This window comes from Pseudomonas brassicacearum subsp. neoaurantiaca, assembly GCF_013608025.1.
Taxonomy (GTDB): domain Bacteria; phylum Pseudomonadota; class Gammaproteobacteria; order Pseudomonadales; family Pseudomonadaceae; genus Aquipseudomonas.
Map to the genome: position 1 here is coordinate 25,460 of NZ_VDLV01000044.1, position 17,050 is coordinate 42,509.

Sequence of the window (17,050 nt, forward strand, 5' to 3'; positions counted from 1 at the left end):
GTTCAGGAGGATTCGTTGAGTTTCGCCAGGATCCTGAACAATACCGTCGCGAGGATCAGCAACATGCCGATCCACATGGCGAACACCCCGACGTTCTTGTCGCGGAAATTGAAGCCGATGGCCAGCAGGATCATGCCGGCGATGATGGGCACCAGCATGGCGTTGAACGAGGACATGGAGATCATGGCGACAGCCTTGTCGGGGAGGATAAGGTCAGTCTAGTTGGGGTTTGGCTGGGGTGGGCTGATGTGTGTCAGCACACCCTGCCAGTCTTGAGGCGGATGCAGTTGTGGCGAGGGAGCTTGCTCCCGCTGGGTGGCGCAGCCGCCCCAAATTGCAACTGAAGCAGATTTGCCAGTGCTGCGCACTGGAGCGGGAGCAAGCTCCCTCGCCACAAAGGTTCAGGGCAGCTCGCGACTCGCATAGAACGCGCTCAGCACTTTCACCAGGTGCGCCAGGTCATGGCTGCCGCACAGTTCGCGGATCGAATGCATGGCGAAGGTCGGCAGGCCGATGTCCACCGTGCGCACGCCCAGTTGGCTGGCGGTGATCGGGCCGATGGTCGAGCCGCAGCCCATGTCGCTGCGTACCACGAAGCTCTGCACCGGTACTTCCTCGGCCATGCACAGGTGGCGGAAGAATCCGGCGGTTTCGCTGTTGGTGGCGTAGCGCTGGTTGCTGTTGACCTTGATCACCGGCCCGGCGTTGAGCTTGGGACCGTGGTTGGCGTCGTGCTTGTCGGCGTAGTTGGGGTGAACACCGTGGGCGTTGTCGGCCGAGACCAGCAAGGATTTCTGAATGGCGCGTACGAATTCTTCGCCTTCGGGCAGCAGGCGGCGCAGGGTCTGTTCGAGCATCGGACCGTCGGCACCGCAGGCCGAGGTCGAGCCGACTTCTTCGTGGTCGTTGCACACCAGCACGCAGGTTTCTTCGGTGTCGGCGGTCAGCAAGGCTTGCAGGCCGGCGTAGCACGACAACAGGTTATCCAGGCGCGCGCCGGCGATGAAGTCGCCATGCAAACCAACGACGGCGGCACTTTGGGTGTCATAAAAGCTCAGCTCGTAGTCGAGCACCACGTCGGCGTTCAGGCCATGTTCGCGGGCCAATTGGTCGGTGAGCACCGCGCGGAAATCGACGCGCTCGTCGCCGGCGAACTGGGCGAGGATCGGTGGCAGTTCATTCTGGGCATTGATTGCCCAACCTTGATTGGCTTCACGATTGAGGTGGATGGCCAGGTTCGGAATGGTAGCGATCGGCGCCTTGAAATCGATCAACTGGCTTTCGACCTTGCCATCACGGCGGAAGGTCACGCGGCCGGCCAAGGACAGGTCGCGGTCGAACCACGGCGCCAGCAACGCGCCGCCGTAGACTTCCACGCCCAGTTGCCAGAATCCGTGGCGCTGCAGTTCGGGCTGCGGCTTGACCCGCAGGCAAGGGCTGTCGGTGTGGGCGCCGACCAGGCGGATGCCGTCGTGCAGCGGTGAGTTGCGGCCCAACTTGAAGGCGATGATCGAGGAATCGTTGCGCGTGATGTAGTAACGACCGTTGGCCTCGGTGGCCCAGGTTTCGCGCTCGTCAAGCCGCTGGTAACCCGCCGCCTCCAGGCGCTGGGCAAGGCTGGCGGTGGCATGGAACGGGGTGGGGGAGGCCTTGAGGAAATCGATCAGGCCCTGGTTCAACTCTGCGCGCATAAGTAACTCCAGACAGCGATGGGCGGGAGTTTACCGTATTAGCAGCGTAGGTGAGCATTCCAGGCGGAACTGTGGCGAGGGAGCTTGCTCCCGCTGGACTGCGCAGCAGGCCCAAAAAGGGGTCGCTACGCAACCCAGCGGGAGCAAGCTCCCTCGCCACAGTGTCGGAGGTGTTTTTCAGAACGGTGCCGGGCACTCGAAGCGCAGGCGCTCGCCGCTTTGCGGATGGGTAAAGCTGAGCATGCTGGCGTGCAGGCACAGGCGTGGCCAGGCGGCCAGGGCTTGCGGGTGGGCGTAGAGCCCGTCGCCCAGCAAAGGATGGCCGATGGAGAGCATGTGCACGCGCAACTGGTGCGAACGTCCCGTGATTGGCGTCAGCTCGACCCGGCACCAGTCGCCACAGCGTTCCAGCACGCGCCAGAACGTCAATGCGTGCTTGCCCTGTTCATGGTCAACCACGTGGCGGGGCTTGGTCGGCGGGTCATAGCGCAAGGGCAGGTCGATGCTGCCGCTGTCCAGTTCCGGTTGCCCCCAGCACAATGCGGTGTAGGCTTTTTCGGTTTCTCGATCATGAAACTGCCGTGACAGTTCGCGATGAGTGTCGGGGTCGCGGGCCAGCAGGATGATGCCGGAGGTTTCCCAGTCCAGCCGGTGCACGATTCGTGCTTCCGGGTAGCCGTTTTCCTGCAGGCGAGTGATCAGGCAGTCCTTGTTGTCATCGGCCCGGCCGGGCACGGAGAGCAGCAGGGTCGGCTTGTCGACCACCAGTACGGCGGCGTCCTGGTGGATGATGCGGATGTTGGACAGGGGCATTGAAAACAGTCTCGTTACAAACGCCAACGGCGGCTCGGCCCCAGCTTTTGTGGGAGCGGGCTTGCTCGCGAAGACGGCGGCACATTCAAGATCAATGTGCCTGAAAAACCGCTTTCGCGAGCAAGCCCGCTCCCACAATAAGGCTGTGGGGGCCGAGCCGCCGTGGCTCCAGCCGGGTCGATCAGCGATCCGGCAGGGTGATGTTGAGTTCCAGGATCGAGCAACTGCCCTGGCTTTCCAGCGCCACGTGCACGTCATCGCTACCGATGTTGACGTACTTGCGGATCACCTCGACCAGTTCCTTCTGCAGGGCAGGCAGGTAGTCGGGCGTGCTGCGTTGGCCGCGTTCGTGCGCCACGATGATCTGTAGACGCTCTTTCGCGACCGAGGCGGTACTGGGCTTTTTGTTGGCACGAAAGAAGTCAAAAAGATTCATTACCTACCTCCAAACAGGCGCTCGAAGAAACCTTTCTTCGTGACGTCGAGGAATCGATGCTCGACGGTTTTGCCCAGCAGGCGATCGACAGCATCGCTGTATGCCTGGCCGGCGTCGCTCTGGTCGTCAAGAATGACCGGCACACCGGAGTTCGAGGCCTTGAGTACGGCTTGGGATTCTGGAATCACGCCCAACAGGGTCACCGCGAGGATTTCCTTGACGTCTTCGACGCCGAGCATTTCACCGTCGCTGACGCGTTGCGGGTTGTAGCGGGTCAGCAGCAGGTGCTCCTTGATCGGCTCTTCGCCTTGCTCGGCACGGCGGGATTTGCTCGCCAAGAGGCCCAGCATGCGATCGGAGTCACGGACCGAGGAGACTTCCGGGTTGGTCACGACGATCGCTTCGTCAGCGAAGTACATGGCCAAGTGGGCACCTTTTTCGATACCGGCCGGGGAGTCGCAGACCACGAACTCGAAGTCTTCCTTGAGCTGCATCAGGACTTTTTCCACGCCTTCCTGGGTCAGCGCGTCTTTGTCGCGGGTCTGGCTGGCAGCCAATACGTAGAGGTTCTCAAGGCGCTTGTCCTTGATCAGGGCCTGCTGCAGGTTCGCTTCGCCATTGACCACGTTGACGAAGTCATAGACCACGCGGCGCTCGCACCCCATGATCAGGTCGAGGTTACGCAGGCCGACGTCGAAGTCGACGATGACTGTTTTGTGGCCGCGCAAGGCGAGGCCGGTACCGATAGCGGCGCTGGTGGTGGTCTTACCCACACCACCCTTGCCGGATGTAACCACGAGAATCTTGGCCAAGGTGTTTCACCCCTAAGGAAAAAGGACTTTGTCAGCCCCTGAAAAACATCTCTGGAAAACTGCTGCAATTGGACAGGCTTGGCTGGAATCGGGTATTGGGCGGGGTCTACCTCCGGTAAACGCTGCCTGATCCTTTTTCCTACGTCATGGAAGCCGTATTCGCTATGTTTTAGAGATGCTTGGAAAATGCGGCAGTATCCGTTAAAGCCGAATGATGTTCAACACGTCGCCCGACAGGCTGACCTGGACGCCGGCCCCCCACAACGGGTCGCGCCGCAAATCCTCGGAAACCTTGTATTGCCCGGCGATGGAGACCAGTTCAGCGCTCAACTGCTGACAGAAGATCCTTGCCTTGGTGTCGCCCTTGACACCGGCCAGCGCACGGCCGCGCATCGGGCCGTATACATGGATGTTGCCATCGGCCAGAAGTTCCGCCCCCGGGCTGACCGAGGACACGACGACCAGATCGCCACCCTGGGCATAAATCTGCTGTCCGCCGCGCACCGGCGAGGTGATGACCCGGGTGGGCTTGATGGTGGGCTCGGGTGGTTTTTCCGGTTTTTTCGGTTCGGCCGGGTTCAGTTCCAGCACCCGTTCACGGGCGCCCGAAGGAGGCAGCACCGGGATATCCACGGCAATGGCGGCGGCGATGTCTTCGATACGGCTGGCGCGGATCGCCAGGGTGCGCAGGCCGTGCTGGCGGCAAACGCGCATCAGGCCTGGCAAGTCCACCGAGCCTTCGCCGGCCGGCAGCTTGTCCAACGCCAGCACCAGCGGGGCATTGCTGAAGAAATTCGGGGCCTGGGCGACTTTTGCCGCCAACTGCCGGTCAAGACCTTCCAGGTCGTTACGGGCCAGTTCCAGCACCGTAATGGCGAGCATGCTGCCCTTCAGCTGGAACACGGGATCTTGGTCTAGCGGTTCGGTTTGGCTCATGGTCGGCGTACAACGACTTGTCACTAAAAGTGCCGAGACTTATAACGAGATCGTCCGCCAGCCGCAACCCGGGTCGAACAATGTAGAATGCGCGGCCCATGTCTTAATGGAAGCTGTAATGGATCGCCCGCGTTTTCGAGCTGCATTTTTTCATCCGCGTTTCTGGCTGCTGTGGTGCGGCCTGGGGTTGTTATGGCTGATCGTTCAGTTGCCCTATCCATTGCTGCTGCGGATCGGCCGTGCGCTGGGCGCACTGATGTACCGGGTGGCCGGCGACCGGCGGCGCATCGCCAATCGGAATCTGGAGCTGTGTTTCCCCGAAAAGTCCGCCGCCGAGCGCAAGCGTCTGCTCAAGGAAAACTTCGCCTCCACCGGTATCGCCTTCTTCGAAATGGCCATGAGCTGGTGGTGGTCGCGTTCGCGCCTGGCGAAGCTGGCCCATATCGAAGGACTGGAGCACCTCAAGCAGGCCCAGCGCGATGGCAAGGGCGTGATCCTCATGGCGCTGCATTTCACCACGCTGGAAATCGGCGCGGCGCTGCTCGGCCAGCAGCACACCATCGACGGCATGTACCGCGAGCACGATAACCCACTGTTCGACTATATCCAGCGCCGGGGCCGCGAGCGGCACAATCTCGATTCCCTGGCGGTGGAGCGTGAAGACGTGCGCGGCATGCTCAAGTTGCTGCGCGCCGGCCGGGCGATCTGGTATGCGCCGGACCAGGACTACGGTGCCAAGCAAAGCGTGTTCGTGCCATTGTTTGGCATCCAGGCCGCAACGGTGACCGCGACCAGCAAGTTCGCCCGCCTGGGCAAGGCGCTGGTCGTGCCGTTCGTCCAGGAACGGCTGGCCGATGGCCGCGGCTATCGCCTGGTGATCCAGGCGCCGCTGGAGGATTTCCCCGGCGAGACTGATGAAGGCGATTGCATTCGGATCAATCAATGGGTCGAGCGCTCGGTGAGTGTCTGTCCCGAGCAATACCTCTGGGCCCATCGGCGTTTCAAGAGCCGTCCGCCGGGTGAGCCGAAGCTGTACGAAAAACGCGGTTGAGTATGTAGCCCAATTGACTGAGCACGGAGCATTGCGATGACCCCAGCTGAACCGGTGACAGGATTGATTCTTTCCGGCGGCGGGGCTCGGGCGGCATATCAGGTGGGCGTATTGGCGGCCATCGCCGAGTTATTGCCGGACGGGGCGCGAAACCCGTTTCCGGTGATCGTCGGCACTTCGGCTGGCGCCATCAATGCGGTCAGCCTGGCAAGCGGGGCGACCGACTTCAAGACCGCCATCGAGCGGCTGACGGCGTTCTGGCAGGCGGTGCGCAGCCATCAGGTGATGCGCAGCGACTGGCGCGGCGTGCTGGCCCAGGCGACGCGTTTCTTCGGTCACAGCCTGTTGGGACTGGGGGCGAAGTTGCCGGTGGCGCTGATCGACAGCTCGCCATTGCGCGAGTTGCTCCAGGCGCAATTCCACGCGTCGGGGATCGAGCAGGCCATCGTGGAGCACCAATTGCGGGCGGTGGCAGTGACCGCGTTCGGCTACGAGTCCGGACAGGCGGTGACGTTCTATCAAGGTCGCGGCACCATTGATGCCTGGTTGCGGCATCGGCGCATCGGTGTACCCGCGCAATTGTCGGTGGAGCACTTGCTGGCCAGCTCGGCGATCCCCTTGCTGTTCGCGCCGGTCAAGATCGGCCCTCAATATTTCGGTGACGGCGCGGTGCGCCAATCGGCGCCGATCAGCCCGGCCTTGCACCTGGGAGCCAATCGGGTGCTGGTCATCGGTGTCAGTGGCAACCCTCGCGGTGCGGGCGGGCAAACGCCCCAAGAGCGTACTTACACCGGCCTGCAACCGACGCTCGCGCAGATCGGCGGCCACATGCTCAACAGCACGTTCATCGACAGCCTGGAAAGCGACATCGAGTTGCTCGAACGTCTCAACCAGTTCAGTCACCTGCTGCCCGACGACGTACCGGCCCATGCGCTCGGGGCGGCTGCGGTGGAAGTGTTGGTGATTTCACCGAGCCAGCCGATCGATGAAATCGCCGCCCGTCATCGCCAGGAGCTGCCCCGTGCGCTGCGGGTTTTTCTGCGTGGGCCGGGCGCGACCAAGACCAGCGGTGCCGGCGTGTTGAGCTATCTGCTGTTCGAGGCGGGGTACTGCGGCGAATTGATCGAGCTTGGGCGTCAGGATGCGCTGGCGCAGCGTGAGGCGTTGAGTCGGTTCTTGGGACTTTCCGGTAGCTGAAAGGAATTTGCCGTTGATCGGCCCTGTCATCTTTGACAGTTGTCCGTAACGTCAATCTGGCCGTTTACTACGTGGACGAATTCGATGGAGAGCCTGGCTCATGTCGGGATTGGCCGCGAACATCCACGCTAATACGCCAACATTGACCGTTGTTGATTCCCGCGGACTCGATGTACGTACGGTCGCTTACTGCCGGGCCATCGAGGCCACTGAAGCCGAAAAACGGATCAACCGCAGCGCTCGCGACTCGGTCGGGCGTCCGGTCAAGCAATGGGACCCCAGGCTTTGGGCGCTCAATAAGAAAGACGCGGCATCGCCTGCCAACCTGATCAGTCGATATTCACTGTCAGGCAAGGTGCTGGGGTCGATCAGCGTTGATGCCGGTGAGCGCATCAGTCTGTTCGGCGACAGCGATCAACCGGTGCAAACCTGGTGCAGCCGGGACACCGGGCGCCGGATCGAATACGACAACTTGCTACGCCCTCTGGCCGTTTTCGAACAAGGCAAAGACGAAGCTGTTCGCTGCACCGAGCGCTATGAGTATGCGGATGCTGGAGCTGATTTCGCCGTTCACAACCAATGCGGCCAGATGATCCGGCATGATGACCCGGCGGGTACCCAGGCCGTGTATGAATACGCCTTGACCGGTGGAGTAATTGAGCAAACCCAGCGGTTTTTACGAGCGCTGGAATTACCGGATTGGCCACAAACGTTGCCGGAGCGCGATGCTCTGCTGGAGCCTGTAGCGCAAGCCGCCACCAGCGTGACATGTTTCAACCCGTTGGGCGATGTGCTGGAGCAGGTCGATGCCAAGGACAATCGGCAGCTGTTCGATTACACCGTCGATGGCCAGTTGCTTGCGAATCATCTGCAACTGAGTGGCCAAGCTACGCCCCTCACACTGGTCAGTGACATAGCCTACAGCGCCGGCGGCCAAGTCGAGCGGGAAACCGCCGGGAACGGTGTGGTCAGCACGCTGAGATACAGTGCCGAAGACGGCCGGCTCATACAATTCCATGCTGCACGTGACGACAGCGTGCCCCTGCAGGATCTTCGCTACGACTATGACCCGGTGGGTAACATACTGAGCGTCGAAGACGCTGCCCTGCCAATCCGCTATTTTGCCAACCAGCGGGTTGAGCCGATCAGCCGCTATGACTATGACAGCCTCTATCAATTGACCCGCGCAACTGGCTGGGAAACGGGGCGCGTCAGCAGAGGGCCGGAATTCAACCGTTTCGACAATCCGAGCGCAGTAGCGAACTTTCAACAAACTTACCACTACGACGCGGGCGGCAACTTGCTGGAGCTGGTCCATGTCGGCCCGCAAAACCACAGCCGCAAAGTGAGTGCGGCGCGTTACAGCAACCGCTGCCTGCCCTACCAAGATGACCGGCCTCCGACTGACGACCAAATTGCCGCCGCGTTTGACGGCAACGGTAACCTGCTGATGTTGCAACCGGGCCAGATAATGGGCTGGGATCTGCGCAACCAGTTGCGCGAGGTGCGACCGGTTAAACGAGAAAGCGGTGATGATTGTGAATGGTACTTCTACGGCGGCGACGGAATGCGCCGCCGTAAGGTCCGTGTCACCCATACCAGTGCCCGCTCGCTGATTTCGGAGGTTCGTTATCTGCCGGGCCTGGAAATCCGCACACATGAAGGCACGGGCGAAGTGTTGCATGTGATCTGCGTGCAGGCCGGACGCAGCGTTATGCAGGTCCTGCACTGGGAAACGCCACCGCCTGCCGGTATTGCCAATGATCAGTTCCGCTACAACCTGACCGATCATCTGGGTTCCAGTAGCCTGGAGCTGGATAGCGAGGCGGGGGTGATCAGCCAGGAAACCTATCACCCCTATGGCGGCACGGCCTGGTTTGCTGGGCGAAGTGAGGTCGAAGCGAGTTATAAAACGGTGCGCTATTCAGGAAAAGAGCGGGATGCGACAGGGCTCTATTATTATGGGTTCCGGTATTACGTGAGTTGGTTGCAACGATGGATCAGTCCGGATCCGGCGGGAAATGTGGATGGTCTGAATTACTTCCTCTACGTGCTCAACAGTCCGGTGGTGTTTAGCGATGCCGATGGGCTTGTGAAATTTAAACCTATGCTGACGCTGTCGTTTGATTCTGATCGTATTGATACTCGCCAACGAGGCATTAGTTTTAGCAAGAGCAAGCTTGATGAGCACGGTCAAGGTGCAAAGTATTTTCATGGGTCTGATTCTTCAAGCTTACTTGCGTTTACCCTGGGGGAGTCGTCATTGACGGGGCACTTGTTGCCTATGGGGAAATTGCTGGAGGAGAAGCTTTTTCCTTTCGGTGGTGAGGCGGGAAATGCTTTGCGCAAAGGAGCAGTCAATAAAGAATATGTCTCTACCGTCAATTTCGATAACTTTGGCGGGGCTTATGATTACAGTAACCTTAATAACGGAAAGCAATGGAATCCCGAGGTGGGTAAGGTTGATCTCGAATCGCATTTAGGCGACCTGTCACAGAAGGAGATGGACCCGGACTTTCATGAGGCTAAACGAGAATTGTTGCAAGGTCGTCTTGAACGTTGGGCGGCGCTGGACTCAGACTCCAGGCAATTGGTGGAGAATAGTTTTGCTGTTGTTTATGGCGTTTTACCCGACAGCAGTGACGCTGGGAGGATCATCAGGGTCTCGTCAGATGTGCAGGGTGAAACTGGCGTGCGGTTCGGTATAGCTTCTGAAGAAATTCGTGTTGTTTTTACAGAGGAACCGCACATGGATTTAGTCACTAAGATCTTACGCAGCCATCCGCCCGCTAAAGACGTATTGGTAAAAGCATTTAGCCAAGTAAGGCGATGAAGCAGCTTGGTGGATGGCCTAGCATTTAAATGCTAGGCCAATTCGGGTGGGGATTAAAAATGTAACTTCATAAGGAAACTGGTTACGTTCTGATCGGTTTTGAAAGAGGAGCTATCCTTGATACCGTACTTGTTTTTCCAATAGTCATATTCCACACCGACATACAACTGCTTGGCGCCCAGTTTCAAGGCCTTGCCCAGGTCATATTTGATCTGCGGGACGATGTGCAGGTTGGCGTGGTAGGTGCCCTTGGAGTTGGTGTCGTTGTCCACCACCCAGTCGATGAAACCGTCGATCAGGATGTCGGATGAGCCCACCGGCACGGTGTAGGCCCAGACCGGCGTGATCTGCCAGACGTTGTCGCCGGCACGTGCGCCTTCTGTCTGGCGGTTATAGAAATTCAACTGGAAGTAATCGAAACCGGGAATCGCCAGGTCGAAGCCCGGGCCGATCAGGTACGACTCGTTGTCGCCTTCGCCGAACTCGTAGGTCATTGCCAGCAGCACGTCCTTGACCGGGCCCATTTCCAGCTTCTGATCGAAGATCTTGCCGAACGACAGGCGTGGGCTGAACTCACCGTAGTACGTGTTCGGGCCGGACTGGCTGTCGTCCTGGCCGTTATAGAAGATGCGGTCGAGGAAGAAAAAATTGTCGCCGTATTTCCAGGCATCGGCGTGCTCGAACGTCACGGTTTGCTGGATGCGCGGGTTGATCTGGAAATCCTTGCCATAAAGGTAGCTCAGGCTGTTGTTCTGCCATTGGAGCAGGTCGCCTGCCACGGCCTGTCCCCCCGCCAGCAACGATCCTGCGACTATCAAGCTGGTGCATGTACGTTTCATTCGGTTTGCTCCCAAAGGTAAGTGATACCGCGTTCTTTTCGTGGGCGCTCTGGTGTGGCGCCTTTTTCCACGGACAAAACATCCGTTCGGTCAGCTTTTTGTTTGTGGCAGTGGCTGAAAGTCGGTGGGTCGCTCAGGATCTTATGGTTATTTTCGAAGTGTCCGGGTTCGAGCGGCCGCGCAGGATACGGACTAGCAGGGTGCGGCTCAAGTGCGCTGCTACGGCGCATTCAGAGGCGTGGCGATGGGACGCGTGCATGGAGCTTTCCTCTTGTTCTTATTGTTGAGGCGCAGGCGGCCGCTGACGGGCGACCGGTGGTGTGCCGGTCTGCCTGTCTGCGGTATTGCATGTAGGGCGAAATGTACTCAGGACTAGTTGGTGCGCGCGCCTTGGGCGATCCAGGCGCCGATCAGGTCGCGTTCCTGCTGGGTCATCTGCGTAATGTTGCCCAACGGCATGATCTGGTTGGTCACGGCCTGGGCCTGGATGCGCGCGGCCTGTTGCTGGATCTGCTGCGGTGTATCGAACATCACCCCGCCCGGCGCCGCACTGAACAGCGGGCTGGTGGGCTTGGCCGAGTGGCAGACCGAGCAGCGTTCCTGGATCACGCTGTGGACTTTTTCGAATGACGGACCTTGGGCATTGGAAGCCTGGGCTGGCGCGGGTGCCTGCGCCGGTGCCGCCGGTTTGGCGCCGCCGCCCACGGCAGTCTCGGGCAGTGGCTGATATTCGATCGCACCCTGGACCTTGGCGACTTCCGGCGCGGTGGGCATCGGCTTGGGACCGGTGACATACGCCAGGCAGATCATCGCCAAGGCGCCGACCGGCAGCGTCCAGGCAAACCGATTGCTGTCATGCCGGGTGTTGAAGTAGTGACGCACCAACACCGCCGCCACAGCGATCCCGGCCAGGATCAGCCAGTTGTATTGGCTGCCGTAGGTGCTCGGGAAATGATTGCTGATCATGATGAACAGCACCGGCAGGGTGAAGTAGTTGTTGTGGCGCGAACGCAACAGGCCCTTGGCTGGCAGCGTCGGGTCGGGGGTACGGTTTTCGGCGATGGCCGCTACCAATGCGCGCTGGGCCGGCATGATGATGCGGAACACGTTGCCGACCATGATCGTGCCGATGACGGCGCCGACGTGCAGGTAGGCACCGCGACCGCTGAACACCTTGCTGAATCCGTACGCGGCGGCGATCAACAGCACGAACAGGATCAGGCCGAGCAGGGCAGGGCGTTTACCCAGGGCTGAATCGCAGAGGAAGGAATAGACGAACCAGCCGACGAACAACGAGCCGATGCCCAGGGCGACGCCTTCCGGGCCACTCAGGCTGCTGCCCGGGGCCAGCAGGTAGACGGTCGGGTTCCAATAGAACACCACGCACAACAGCGCGATGCCCGACATCCAGGTGAAGTAGGCTTCCCACTTGAACCAGTGCAGGTTGTCCGGCATGGACGGTGGCGCGAGTTTGTACTTTTCCAGGTGGTAGATACCGCCACCGTGGATGGCCCACAAGTCGCCGGCCAGGCCGCTTCGGGGGTTGACGCGATTGAGGTTGTTTTCCAGCCAGACGAAGTAGAACGACGCGCCGATCCAGGCCACGCCAGTGATCATGTGAACCCAGCGGATGCTCAGGTTCAGCCATTCCAGCAAATGTGCTTCCACAGTCTTTACCTCTCGCCCGTCGCCCTTGTATTCGGGGGATCGGACCTTCTCTTATTGGTGGGGGGCGAGGATCAGAAACTCATCCTCTTGGAAAAAATGCTCATCGCAGTTATTGCCTGTGCCACTGCGATCAACCACCAGGAAGTCATCCCGCTTTTCGATCGTCAGCACCGGGTGGTGCCAGACGCCGCGATGGTAATTGATGCCCTGCCTGCCGTTGGTGACGAAGGCGCGGACCAAGCCTGATACAGGTGCATCGCCAAGTGGCGCGACCACGATCAGAAAGGGGTTGCCGAGCAGCGGAATGAAGGCCTGGCTGCCCAGCGGATGGCGCTCCAGCATGCGCACGGTCAACGGCATGTCCAGCGCGTCGGCGCGGAAAATGCTGATGATCGCCTTGTCGTCCGGCGTGGCGGTTTCAACCGTCGCCAGGCGATGGAAGCGCATGGTCGAGCCGTTGTTGATCATGAAGTGATCGCTGCCGTCGGTTTCGATCACGTCACCGAACGGGGCGAAGGCTTCTTTGGTCAACGGTTCGATCTTGAGTGTGCGCATGCTGGTTTTCTTACCTTGAATTCGTGTTGTTTGTTGTGCCGCCATCGCGAGCAAGCTCGCTCCCACAGGAGAATGCATTCCAAATGTGGGAGCGAGCTTGCTCGCGATTTGGGTTCACCCTTATTTCGCGACCTTGCCCAGCACCCGCAGGCGGCTCACGCCACCGTCCGGGAACACATTGAGGCGGATATGAGTGATCGGCCCCAGTTCCTTGATTTGCTCGGCGAAGGTGTGTTCGGCGTGCATTTCCAGCTTCTGGCTCGGCAGCAGTTCGCGCCAGAACAGCGATTGGGTTTCGATCTGGCTGTCGGTGCCGCCCTTGACGAATGCGCCCTGGATCGAGCAGCTGTCGGGGTAGTTGCCTTTGAAGTGCAGCGTGTCGACGACGACTTTTTCAACGATACCGGCATGGCCCAGGGCGACGATCACCCAGTCGTTGCCAGGGGTGCGACGACGGGCGGTTTCCCAGCCATCACCCATGTTCACGCCGCGTCCTGGGTTGAGGATGTTGCTCATGCGACCGAAATGTTCGTCCGAGCAGGCCAGGGCGCGCCCGCCATTGAGAGCAGCAGCCAGGTCGATCTGTTCGTTATCGCCCACGGCCGACCAGTCGCGGTACGGAATGCCATAGACCCGCAGCCGGGCCACGCCGCCATCGGGGTAGATGTTGAAGCGCAGGTGGCTGAAGGCCTGGTCATTGCTGATTTCGTGGTAGTGGTGGCTGTTGCCCTGCAGCTCGACGGCCGACAGTACTTCAGTCCACTGGGTGTTCTCATCCGGCTCGCCTTCCGCCAGGAAACACGCTTCCAGGGAAGCCGACGGTGGGTAGTTGCCGGTGAAGAATGAAGTGTCGATGTCCACGCCCTTGATCGAGCCCGGCACGCCCAGGCGGATCACCGCGCTGTCGTAGCCTTCGAAGCGCTTGCGGCGCGACTCCCAGCCGTCCATCCACTTGCCGTTGTCGTCGAACACGCCCTCCTTCCACACGGCCGGAGTCGGCTGGAACAGGCGGTTGGCGTCGGCGAACCAGTCATCGGTTACCGAGATGATCTTGGTGCCCAGGCGGGCGTCGGCCAGGTTGACGAACTTTTCGAACGGTACGGCGTAAGCTTTCATTCTTCTTGTCTGCCTTTGATAAGTTGGCTGGGGATGCTTGCAGGACCTGGTGTCAGGAACCGCTCGCTAAAGAGTCAGTAATCGGAACAACGCGATCTTGTTGATCTCCGCCAGTGCGCATTTGAATTCGGCGTCTGCCGAGTGGTGGATGCGCGTTTCGAACGCGGCGAGGATCTGGTGCCGGTTGCTGCCTTTTACCGCCATGATGAAGGGAAACTTGAACTTGGCTTTATAGGCCTCGTTCAGCTCGGTGAAGCGCTGGAACTCTTCGGCCGTGCATTGGTGGATACCGGCGCCAGCCTGTTCGTTGGTGCTGGCTTCGGTCAGTTGGCCCTGGACGGCGGCTTTGCCGGCCAGGTCCGGGTGAGCGTTGATCAGCGCCAATTGGCTGGCGTGATCGGCGCTCAACAGGATGTCGCTCATGCGCTGGTGCAGGGTCTCGATCTGATCGATCGAGGGATCCTGGCCCAGGTCGAAGGCCTTTTCGGCCACCCATGGCGAATGTTCGTAGATATCGGCGAAGGCTTTGACGAACGCTTCGCGGCTCAAAGCGGAAGGCTTGAGGGTCTGGAAAGCGGTCATTTGGACGCTCCCTGATACGGATGGGTCTGTTGCCAGTGACGAGCGATGTCGACGCGGCGGCTGAACCAGACCTGCTCATGGCCCTTGGCGTATTCGAGGAAACGCTTGAGGGAGGCCAGGCGCGCAGGGCGGCCGATCAAGCGGCAATGCAGGCCGATGGAGAGCATCTTCGGGGCTTCGGCGCCTTCGGCGTACAACACGTCGAAAGCGTCCTTGAGGTACTGGAAGAAATCGTCGCCCTTGTTGAAACCCTGCACCTGGGTGAAGCGCATGTCATTGGTGTCGAGGGTGTAGGGGATCACCAGGTGCGGCTTGCCGGTGGGGTTGTTCGGCTCCCAATAGGGCAGGTCGTCGTCGTAGGTGTCGCTGTCATAAAGGAAACCACCTTCTTCCATCACCAGGCGCCGGGTGTTCGGGCCGGTACGGCCGGTGTACCAGCCCAATGGACGCTCGCCAGTGATTTCGGTGAGGATGCGGATCGCTTCGAGCATGTGCTCACGTTCCTGGGCCTCGTCCATGTATTGATAGTCAATCCAGCGATAGCCGTGGCTGCAGATTTCGTGACCGGCGGCGACCATGGCGCGAATCACGTCCGGGTGGCGCTGGGCGGCCATTGCTACTGCGAAGATGGTCAGCGGAATGTCAAATTCCTTGAACAACTTGAGGACCCGCCAGACGCCGGCACGGCTGCCATACTCGTACAGCGATTCCATGCTCATGTTGCGCTCGCCTTGCAGCGGTTGCGCCGCGACCATCTCCGAAAGGAACGCTTCGGATTCCTTGTCGCCGTGAAGAACGTTGCGCTCGCCGCCTTCTTCGTAATTGAGTACGAAGGACAGGGCGATGCGGGCATTGCCCGGCCAGTGTGGATGCGGAGGGTTATTGCTGTAACCGATCAGGTCGCGTGGGTAGTCAGCGCTCACTGCAGTTTCCTTCTTGTTCGAACCATGTGGGTGGCGCCCTGGCGATGAGTTTCAGGCTGGCGTCACGACGATGGAGTGATTGTATACAACTTTATGCGCGATTTGTAAGCCTGAATTTTTGCATTTTTCACCGTGACCCCACGATGTCTACACTGCAAGAAACCTGCCCACTTGGTCAATTTATCCCGTGGAGCGTCACGTATCCGTTGGTTTGGCTTGAACACGACGTCGAACTGTAGTCGCGTGACCCATGGGTAAAATAAGTATTTTTTATTGTGTACAATTTATGTTTAAAGTGTCTTAATTCGCTCATCGCCGTAGCGTTTCGTGCTCCGAAACGGTGCGGCCTGTCTTTCAACTGATTCAGGAGGCGTCGGGCCGGACTGCTCTGCAGCGAGGCGCGCACAATCAATGGGACGTTTGACTACTCACGTTTTGGATGCAGCGCACGGTTGCCCTGGAAGCTCGATCAAGATTGAGCTGTACCGTGTCGATGGCTCGCAATTGCAGTTGCTCGCCAGTGCCTTGACCAACAGCGACGGCCGTTGCGACGCGCCGCTACTGCAGGGGGACGATTACCGCAGCGGGGTCTACCAGATCCAATTCCACGCCGGTGACTACTACCGCGCCCGTGGCGTTCAACTGGCCGAGCCGGCGTTTCTCGATGTGGTGGTGCTGCGCTTCGGTATTTCGGCCGAGCAGGATCATTACCATGTGCCCTTGCTGATTTCGCCTTACGCCTATTCAACCTATCGAGGCAGTTGATCCCCCAAGCAACTGCCTTGCCCTGGAAGCGACTGCGCATAGAGCTTCTTTGGTTTTCAGCCCGCTCACACTGCGGGCTTTTTTTCGTCCATCGAATAAGTGGGGGACTCATCGCGAGCAAGCTCGCTCCCACAGGGTTTCGTGAGCGCCAGGAATCGGTGTGGGAGCGAGCTTGCTCGCGATGCTTTTGCTTTTTCAGCGGCTCAACAGGGAAGCCGCCCCGGCACCGCTGAACAACCCGGCACTGACCCGGTTGAACCAGCTCTGGCCCTTACCGGTGCGCAGATACCGGGCGGCGCCATGGGCACCTAGCCCATAAGCCAGCTTGCATAGCAGGTCGAGTACGGTCCAGGTGGCGATCATGATCAGCAGTTGTGGCAGGAAGGCTTGCTCGGCGTTCAAGAATTGCGGCAAGAACGCGGCGAAGAACAGGATGTCTTTCGGGTTGCTTGCCCCCAACACGAACGCCCGACCGAACAAGGCGCGGAAGCGCGGAATGGCGGCCGCTTGGGGTACCTCGGCGCCCTGGGAAGGCTGGCGCGATTGCTGCCAGCTCTGCCAGGCAAGGTAGAACAGGTATAACGCACCGACGATTTTCAGGGCACTGAACAATTGCTCCGACGCCATCAACAACGCACCAAGCCCCAGCGCCGAAGCGCTCAACAGGCAGATCGACGCGATCACGCCACCCAGGAACGCCGGATACGAGCGGCGCAGGCCATAGTTCAGGCTATTGCCGATCATCAACAACGACAACGGGCCGGGGATGAGGATCACCACCAAGGCAGCACCGCTGAACAACAGCCAGGTTTCCAGATTCATTGCTTTGCTCC

17 protein-coding genes are annotated in these 17,050 nt (G+C 59.9%); 4 read left to right on the forward strand and 13 right to left on the reverse strand.

The features are described 5' to 3' along the window. Positions 1-2: 2 nt before the first annotated feature. From FHK92_RS21115 to minC, 6 genes are all read right to left on the reverse strand, one after another. Positions 3-185, reverse strand: coding sequence for a hypothetical protein (locus tag FHK92_RS21115; protein WP_030142352.1), 183 nt, complete (start codon positions 183-185; stop codon positions 3-5). A 216-nt stretch (positions 186-401) separates the two neighbouring features. Continuing rightward, positions 402-1,691, reverse strand: coding sequence for a M18 family aminopeptidase (locus FHK92_RS21120; protein WP_181289790.1), 1,290 nt, complete (start codon positions 1,689-1,691; stop codon positions 402-404). 177 nt (positions 1,692-1,868) lie between these two features. Continuing rightward, positions 1,869-2,504, reverse strand: a complete 636-nt coding sequence (locus FHK92_RS21125) for an RluA family pseudouridine synthase (protein WP_018612476.1) — start codon at positions 2,502-2,504, stop codon at positions 1,869-1,871. Between the two features lie 181 nt (positions 2,505-2,685). Next, a complete protein-coding gene (gene minE, locus FHK92_RS21130) occupies positions 2,686-2,940 on the reverse strand; it encodes a cell division topological specificity factor MinE (RefSeq protein ID WP_003179111.1) in 255 nt (84 codons plus the stop codon). Beyond that, positions 2,940-3,752, reverse strand: coding sequence for a septum site-determining protein MinD (gene minD / locus FHK92_RS21135; RefSeq protein ID WP_025214989.1), 813 nt, complete (start codon positions 3,750-3,752; stop codon positions 2,940-2,942). Before minD ends, minE begins: the two co-directional genes overlap by 1 nt. Before the next feature lie 201 nt (positions 3,753-3,953). Beyond that, positions 3,954-4,688 carry a septum site-determining protein MinC gene (gene minC, locus FHK92_RS21140; RefSeq protein WP_181289791.1) on the reverse strand — a complete coding sequence of 245 codons (735 nt, stop codon included), beginning with the start codon at positions 4,686-4,688 and terminating at the stop codon, positions 3,954-3,956. 118 nt (positions 4,689-4,806) lie between these two features. Here minC and FHK92_RS21145 point away from each other — a divergent pair, with 118 nt between their 5' ends. From FHK92_RS21145 to FHK92_RS21155, 3 genes are all read left to right on the forward strand, one after another. Continuing rightward, positions 4,807-5,739 (forward strand): lipid A biosynthesis lauroyl acyltransferase, encoded by a 933-nt coding sequence (locus FHK92_RS21145; RefSeq protein WP_181289792.1) that lies wholly within the window; start codon positions 4,807-4,809, stop codon positions 5,737-5,739. Between the two features lie 36 nt (positions 5,740-5,775). Next, positions 5,776-6,936 (forward strand): patatin-like phospholipase family protein, encoded by a 1,161-nt coding sequence (locus tag FHK92_RS21150; RefSeq protein ID WP_181289793.1) that lies wholly within the window; start codon positions 5,776-5,778, stop codon positions 6,934-6,936. A 100-nt stretch (positions 6,937-7,036) separates the two neighbouring features. Continuing rightward, a complete protein-coding gene (locus tag FHK92_RS21155; protein ID WP_181289794.1) occupies positions 7,037-9,769 on the forward strand; it encodes an RHS repeat domain-containing protein in 2,733 nt (910 codons plus the stop codon). Between the two features lie 53 nt (positions 9,770-9,822). On the opposite strand, the gene FHK92_RS21160 is transcribed toward FHK92_RS21155, so the two are convergent. From FHK92_RS21160 to puuE, 6 genes are all read right to left on the reverse strand, one after another. Beyond that, the gene (locus FHK92_RS21160; protein ID WP_181289795.1) at positions 9,823-10,608 is read right to left on the reverse strand and encodes an outer membrane protein OmpK; all 786 of its coding nucleotides are present in this window, start codon (positions 10,606-10,608) and stop codon (positions 9,823-9,825) included. 372 nt (positions 10,609-10,980) lie between these two features. Next, the gene (locus FHK92_RS21165) at positions 10,981-12,276 is read right to left on the reverse strand and encodes a urate hydroxylase PuuD (protein ID WP_181289796.1); all 1,296 of its coding nucleotides are present in this window, start codon (positions 12,274-12,276) and stop codon (positions 10,981-10,983) included. A gap of 51 nt (positions 12,277-12,327) precedes the next feature. Further along, the gene (locus tag FHK92_RS21170) at positions 12,328-12,831 is read right to left on the reverse strand and encodes an ureidoglycolate lyase (protein WP_030142345.1); all 504 of its coding nucleotides are present in this window, start codon (positions 12,829-12,831) and stop codon (positions 12,328-12,330) included. Positions 12,832-12,951: 120 nt separating this feature from the next. Then, a complete protein-coding gene (gene alc, locus FHK92_RS21175; RefSeq protein ID WP_181289797.1) occupies positions 12,952-13,947 on the reverse strand; it encodes an allantoicase in 996 nt (331 codons plus the stop codon). Between the two features lie 66 nt (positions 13,948-14,013). Then, positions 14,014-14,529 (reverse strand): 2-oxo-4-hydroxy-4-carboxy-5-ureidoimidazoline decarboxylase, encoded by a 516-nt coding sequence (uraD, locus tag FHK92_RS21180; protein ID WP_181289798.1) that lies wholly within the window; start codon positions 14,527-14,529, stop codon positions 14,014-14,016. Continuing rightward, positions 14,526-15,452, reverse strand: a complete 927-nt coding sequence (gene puuE / locus FHK92_RS21185; RefSeq protein WP_181289799.1) for an allantoinase PuuE — start codon at positions 15,450-15,452, stop codon at positions 14,526-14,528. The genes uraD and puuE overlap by 4 nt, the downstream gene beginning before the upstream one ends. Before the next feature lie 411 nt (positions 15,453-15,863). Here puuE and uraH point away from each other — a divergent pair, with 411 nt between their 5' ends. Continuing rightward, a complete protein-coding gene (gene uraH / locus FHK92_RS21190) occupies positions 15,864-16,217 on the forward strand; it encodes a hydroxyisourate hydrolase (protein ID WP_181289800.1) in 354 nt (117 codons plus the stop codon). Positions 16,218-16,412: 195 nt separating this feature from the next. On the opposite strand, the gene FHK92_RS21195 is transcribed toward uraH, so the two are convergent. After that, positions 16,413-17,039: a LysE family translocator gene (locus FHK92_RS21195; RefSeq protein WP_181289801.1), complete on the reverse strand. Its 627-nt coding sequence runs from the start codon at positions 17,037-17,039 to the stop codon at positions 16,413-16,415. Positions 17,040-17,050 lie beyond the last annotated feature (11 nt).